This is a genomic window from Candidatus Cloacimonadota bacterium (genome assembly GCA_021734245.1).
In the GTDB taxonomy this organism is placed as follows: Bacteria; Cloacimonadota; Cloacimonadia; order Cloacimonadales; family TCS61; genus B137-G9.
In genome coordinates this window covers 1-5,412 of sequence record JAIPJH010000133.1, presented here as the reverse complement: position 1 = coordinate 5,412, position 5,412 = coordinate 1, and the positions used below count along the sequence as shown (strand labels likewise).

Genomic DNA, 5,412 nt, shown 5'->3' with positions numbered 1-5,412 from the left:
GAACCGATTACTCCGGCTACATTGGGCGCCATTGCGTGCATCAGCAGAAAATTGGTGCTGTCGTATTTTCTACCGACAGTATGAACAACGCGTGCACTATCTGGAACAGCGCTTACTCCTGATGCTCCTATCATCGGATTTATCTTCTCTTTCAGGAAAAGGTTCATTGCTTTGGCAAAAAGCAATCCTGTTGCAGTAGCAATGCAGAAAGAAAAAGCACCCAGAGCAAATATTTTAATAGAACTTGTAGTCAAAAATCCTTTATTCACACCATCAACAAAGCGAATAGCCTGCGTAGACGCTCCTACTCCTAATCCCAGAACTATCGTAATAATATCAATTAGAGCATTAGAAGCAGTTCTGGCCAATCTATCTGTTACACCGCTTTCTTTCAATAAATTTCCAAAGAACAGCATTCCCAGAAGCGCAGACGCTCCGGGAGCAATAAGAATCGTAACTAAAGCACCGATAATTGGAAACAGCACTTTTTCTCTTTTAGTAACAACTCGCGGTGTTTTCATGCGGATAACACGTTCTTTTTTGGTGGTGAGAAGTTTAATTATAGGAGGTTGAATAACTGGAACCAGTGCCATGTAGGAATATGCTGCAATTGCAATCGGACCCAGAAGATGAGGAGCAAGTTTAGTGGAAAGAAAAATCGAAGTCGGGCCGTCTGCTCCACCGATAATTCCAATAGCTCCGGATTCCAGAACGGTGAATCCTAAAAGTAATGATCCAATAAAAGTTGCAAAAATTCCGAATTGTGCAGCCGCTCCCAGAAGAATAAGTTTTGGATTAGCGATCAAAGTGGAAAAATCCGTCATCGCTCCGATCCCTAAAAATATAAGTGGTGGATAAATCCCGAATTTCACACCATAATAAAGCTGATTTAAAACAGAGCCTTCGGCATAAACGCCATAAGCTTCTGTTCCTGGGAGATTTCCCAGAATAATACCAAATCCAATTGGAACCAGAAGCAGAGGTTCATAATCTTTGGCAATTCCCAGATAAATAAAAACGCAGCCAACTGTCATCATAATTAGATATGGAATTTGAATTTGCGCTAATCCTGTTGTTCCCAGAAAATTGAAAAATTCTGCCATTTTTTATTCTCCGACTTCTATCAGAACTTCGTGTTCTTGAACTGTATCGCCTTCTTTCACATTGATGCTTTTCACGATTCCACTCGCATTGGATGCGATCTCGGATTCCATTTTCATAGCTTCCAAAACCAGGATGTTATCGCCAACTTGAATAACATCACCTACTTTTACTAAAATTTTCATAACCAATCCGGGAATTGGTGCAAGCACGGTTCCTGCAGAAACTTTTACAGGTTTAGTTTTGGGAGCACTTGAAGATGCTGCTGTTTTTTTAACTTTTGGAATTGATTTTTCTTTTTTGGTCTTTTTCTCCAGCTCGATATTGTAATCGACGCCATTAACTTCCACAACAACAGAACTGCCAAGATCTGCTTTTACCTTAGCTTCAAACTTTTCGTTATTTATTTTCAATTTATAGGATTTCATTTTTGTCCTCTTCCATTTTCCAAAAATTTATTTTCTACAGCATTTACACCACGCCATCCACTGCTATTTGGTCGGCTCCAGGTAAGCTGGATTCGACTGTTTTCTTCCATTTCTGCTCGATGCAGCATCATTGCTGTGATGGCAGCTACAATTCCATTCTGGGTTAATTCACCTTTTGGTGCTGAAACTTTTCCTAAATCAGTTTCCGCAGTTTCGAGTTGATTTTTTTTTGCTTTTTCAGGTTGTTTCTTTACGCCCACATGCTGAAGAGTTGAAATTATAAGTCCTACCAAAATCAAACTGGCAAAAACGATGGACATCCCCACCAGCACTATGCCGCTGTACAATGATTTTCTGTTTTGATTGAATAATTTTATTGCTTTATTAACATCTTCGCTTTTCAGATTCAGTTCTCTGAGGGTTACCCTGAAATCGATAATATCATTCAGTTCCAGATATTCAGCTATTTTTTTTACTGGAACATTCGTCTCAGCAGAAATTTCCAACAGAGTTTTATCCAATGAAAATTCATATTCCAGTTCTTCTGCAGCAATAAATGTAACTGAAACCAATAAGATCAAGATCCAAATATTTTTCATCATTTCCAGCTTTTATAATGGAATGTTTCCATGCTTTTTGGGTGGATTGCTTTTTCGTTTTGTAGCCAGCATTTCCAGAGAACGAATAATTCTGAAACGGGTAGTAGCCGGTTCGATTACATCATCTATATAACCTTTTCTGGCTGCTACGTATGGATTGGCAAATTTCTCGCGATATTCTTCTTCCTTCTTCTCTGTGATGGCTGCTTTATCATCAGCCTCTGCTACTTCTTTGCGGAATACGATTTCTACAGCACCTTTTGGTCCCATTACCGCAATTTCGCCATTTGGCCAGGCATAAACGACATCAGCCCCCATACTGCGGCTGTTCATCACGCAGTAAGCTCCACCGTAAGCTTTTCGCAGGATCACAGTAACTTTGGGAACTGTTGCTTCAGCAAAAGCATAAAGCAGTTTTGCTCCATGACGAATAATTCCGTTCCATTCCTGTCCACTTCCCGGCAAGAATCCGGGCACATCTTCCAAAACCACCAGCGGAACATTGAAGGCATCGCAGAAACGCACAAACCGTGCAGATTTAACTGAGGCATTTATATCCAGAACTCCAGCCAGAACTTTCGGCTGATTGGCAATAATTCCAACTGTGTGTCCATTCATCCTGGCAAAGCCAACGATGATATTTTTGGCATAGTTTTTAGAAGTTTCAAAAAACTCATTACTATCGACAATGCTTTCGATAACTTCGTGCATGTCGTAAGGTTTATTGGGATTGTCAGGCATCACATCGTTAAGTTCCTCACAGCTGCGATCGATCGGATCATCGTTTGGAACATAAGGTGGATTTTCCATATTGTTGGAAGGAATGTAACTGAGAAGTTTTTTAACCTGTTCGATAGTTTCATCTTCATCTTCGCTGATAAAATGTGCTACGCCGCTCTTGGTGGCATGCATCACAGAACCGCCCAATTCGTCGGTTGTGATTTCTTCGTTCAGAACTGTTTTAACAACTTTTGGACCGGTTACAAACATGTAACTTGTAGCTTTGTTCATAAAAATAAAATCTGTTATCGCCGGTGAATAAACTGCTCCCCCAGCACAAGGACCCATAATTGCACTGATCTGCGGAATTAATCCTGAAGCATGAACATTTCGCAGGAAAATTTCTGCATATCCGGCCAGGGCGTCAACGCCTTCCTGAACTCTGGCTCCACCACTGTCATTCATGCCGATAAGTGGAGCTCCCATCGTCATTGCCATGTCCATAACTTTACAGATCTTTTCAGATTGAGTTTTGGAAAGTGAACCGCCGGTGATCGTGAAATCCTGGGCAAAAATATAAACCATTCTGCCATCGATCGTAGCACAACCAGTTACAACTCCGTCCCCGGCATATTTTGGTTTTTTGTCCATACCAAAATCCAGACAACGATGTTCGATGAACATATCAAATTCTTCAAAGCTGTTGGGATCGACCAATTTTTCAATTCTTTCTCGGGCTGTCAGTTTTCCTTTGGAGTGCTGAGCTTCGGTGCGTTTTTCGCCGCCGCCAAGTCTGGCTTTTGCTTTCTTATCTCGAAGCTGAGCAATCTTTTCTTCTATCGCCATTTTGCCTCCAAGCAAAATTAAATATTTTCATCGTTTACCGACATATTTTCACCCAATTTGAAGTCAATAAGATTATCTAAAATCTCTCAATTATGAGATATGCAATTCCTCATCTTACCTGATTCCAAAGTAAAGCTAATTGGATTTTTTAAATTTCTTTCATCAACTATGAATATCATGACTAAGAACGACAATAAAATAATTTAAAATACTATAAAACAGGGAAATACAAAATAGCATCCTTGGTATACACGAAAGTATATAAAATTATACAATCATGCACTTCTAAAAATATTAATGAAATGTGCTTTAGAAATTGTTATTACGCAGTAAAAGAAACAACTATTGTATTTCGTGTTTTCTCGAATTTAATATTTCAATATTTCCACTTGTCCGCCAGTTGATTTTTATTATCTATCAAGTAACCAATATCACCGGAATTTTTCCAAATTGCCCGTTTACTTTTAAAGCTAAAACCACCGGATTCTGGATGAATTTCGTTCGTATAAATTCTACATGATTTTCCTGCTGCTAATATAAAATCTTCTGCAAAAACAAAATTCTGTTTGGAATTTCCTGCATTGATTTGCCAACCTTGCAAACAAACATCTATTTCACCATTATTTTTTATTTCGATATATTCATCACTTTCTACTCTGGGCACAATTCCATCAAAAAAAATTTTAGAAATTACTATTTTGGGTTCGTTAAGTTTTTGAAGATTTTTCATTTTTTGTTCATATTTTTTTTTGGCATTCAAAGTGTCAGAATCATCTTTTTCTTTTTTGATATGTTTTTCTTTTGGAAATTCACGAATACTCCAAATACCTAATTTCTTTTCTTGAGCATCAGACTGAATTTCAGCAAACAAAGAATAATGTTTTACATCGGGTTTTATAAACAAAATTTCTGCTAAACCACACCTAATTAATTCAAGATTTATCATAATTGAATCTAAATAGACATAACGCAGTAATCTACCATATTTATCAAATTCCGTTTTATCTTTTTCAAGAATAACTGTTTTTCCTTCAACTAATCTTTTGTTGAATTCGCAAGCCTCTTTTGCAAAAGGTTCTACATCTTTAAATTTACTGTGTAATTCTGGGGTGTCTATCATTAGATAACGAACCACATAAAGAAATCCATCCACGAAAATTTCTGCGGTATCACCATCGATTACACGCATCACATTTCCCTTTGAGTTATTTGGTGGTGGTAATCTCTTCTCGTTTTTAGCGGAAGGTTTTTTTGTTTCTTTTTCTAATGTAGCAAGATTATCTTTTACTTCCTTATTCTGTTTATCTATCTTTTTTGGATGTGATTTTGAAGGAATTTTTAATTGCTCGATTTTGTCGTTTTCTTTTGTGATTTCTGCAACCTCATCTTTTTTTATGTTAAGACTATCCACAATTTTTCTTGATATCACGTCATTTTTCAAAAAAGAAGTGATGTTCATATTAGAAGTAAAAATGAGGATTAAAATTATAATAATGAGTATCCCAAAAATTAACAAAAAATATTTTTTCATAAACATCTCACATTATAAAGATATTTTTCTTCGCAAATCTGATTCTAAAGATTTTAATCTTTCATTAATGTCAGCAGTAAATCCAATATAAGTTTTCTTTAAATTCGATATACTTCTAATTATATAAGTGTAATACATTCCCCTCCCGAAAAGCAAGAAGAAGTCCTTCTTCGCTTTAGTTGAAAAG

The 5,412-nt window shown here is 37.0% G+C and carries 6 protein-coding genes; all 6 read right to left on the bottom strand.

The features are described from left to right. Nucleotides 1-1,103: sodium ion-translocating decarboxylase subunit beta (locus tag K9N40_13035; GenBank protein MCF7815393.1), on the bottom strand; the 1,103-nt coding region annotated here is incomplete at its 3' end. 3 nt (nucleotides 1,104-1,106) lie between these two features. Continuing rightward, a complete protein-coding gene (locus tag K9N40_13030) occupies nucleotides 1,107-1,529 on the bottom strand; it encodes an acetyl-CoA carboxylase biotin carboxyl carrier protein subunit (protein ID MCF7815392.1) in 423 nt (140 codons plus the stop codon). Then, nucleotides 1,526-2,131 carry an OadG family protein gene (locus tag K9N40_13025; GenBank protein ID MCF7815391.1) on the bottom strand — a complete coding sequence of 202 codons (606 nt, stop codon included), beginning with the start codon at nucleotides 2,129-2,131 and terminating at the stop codon, nucleotides 1,526-1,528. The genes K9N40_13030 and K9N40_13025 overlap by 4 nt, the downstream gene beginning before the upstream one ends. Before the next feature lie 9 nt (nucleotides 2,132-2,140). Beyond that, nucleotides 2,141-3,694, bottom strand: a complete 1,554-nt coding sequence (locus K9N40_13020) for a methylmalonyl-CoA carboxyltransferase (protein MCF7815390.1) — start codon at nucleotides 3,692-3,694, stop codon at nucleotides 2,141-2,143. Between the two features lie 376 nt (nucleotides 3,695-4,070). After that, complete coding sequence (locus tag K9N40_13015) at nucleotides 4,071-5,225, bottom strand: thermonuclease family protein (GenBank protein ID MCF7815389.1); 1,155 nt, start codon at nucleotides 5,223-5,225, stop codon at nucleotides 4,071-4,073. A 12-nt stretch (nucleotides 5,226-5,237) separates the two neighbouring features. Next, nucleotides 5,238-5,381 carry a GIY-YIG nuclease family protein gene (locus K9N40_13010; protein ID MCF7815388.1) on the bottom strand — a complete coding sequence of 48 codons (144 nt, stop codon included), beginning with the start codon at nucleotides 5,379-5,381 and terminating at the stop codon, nucleotides 5,238-5,240. Nucleotides 5,382-5,412 lie beyond the last annotated feature (31 nt).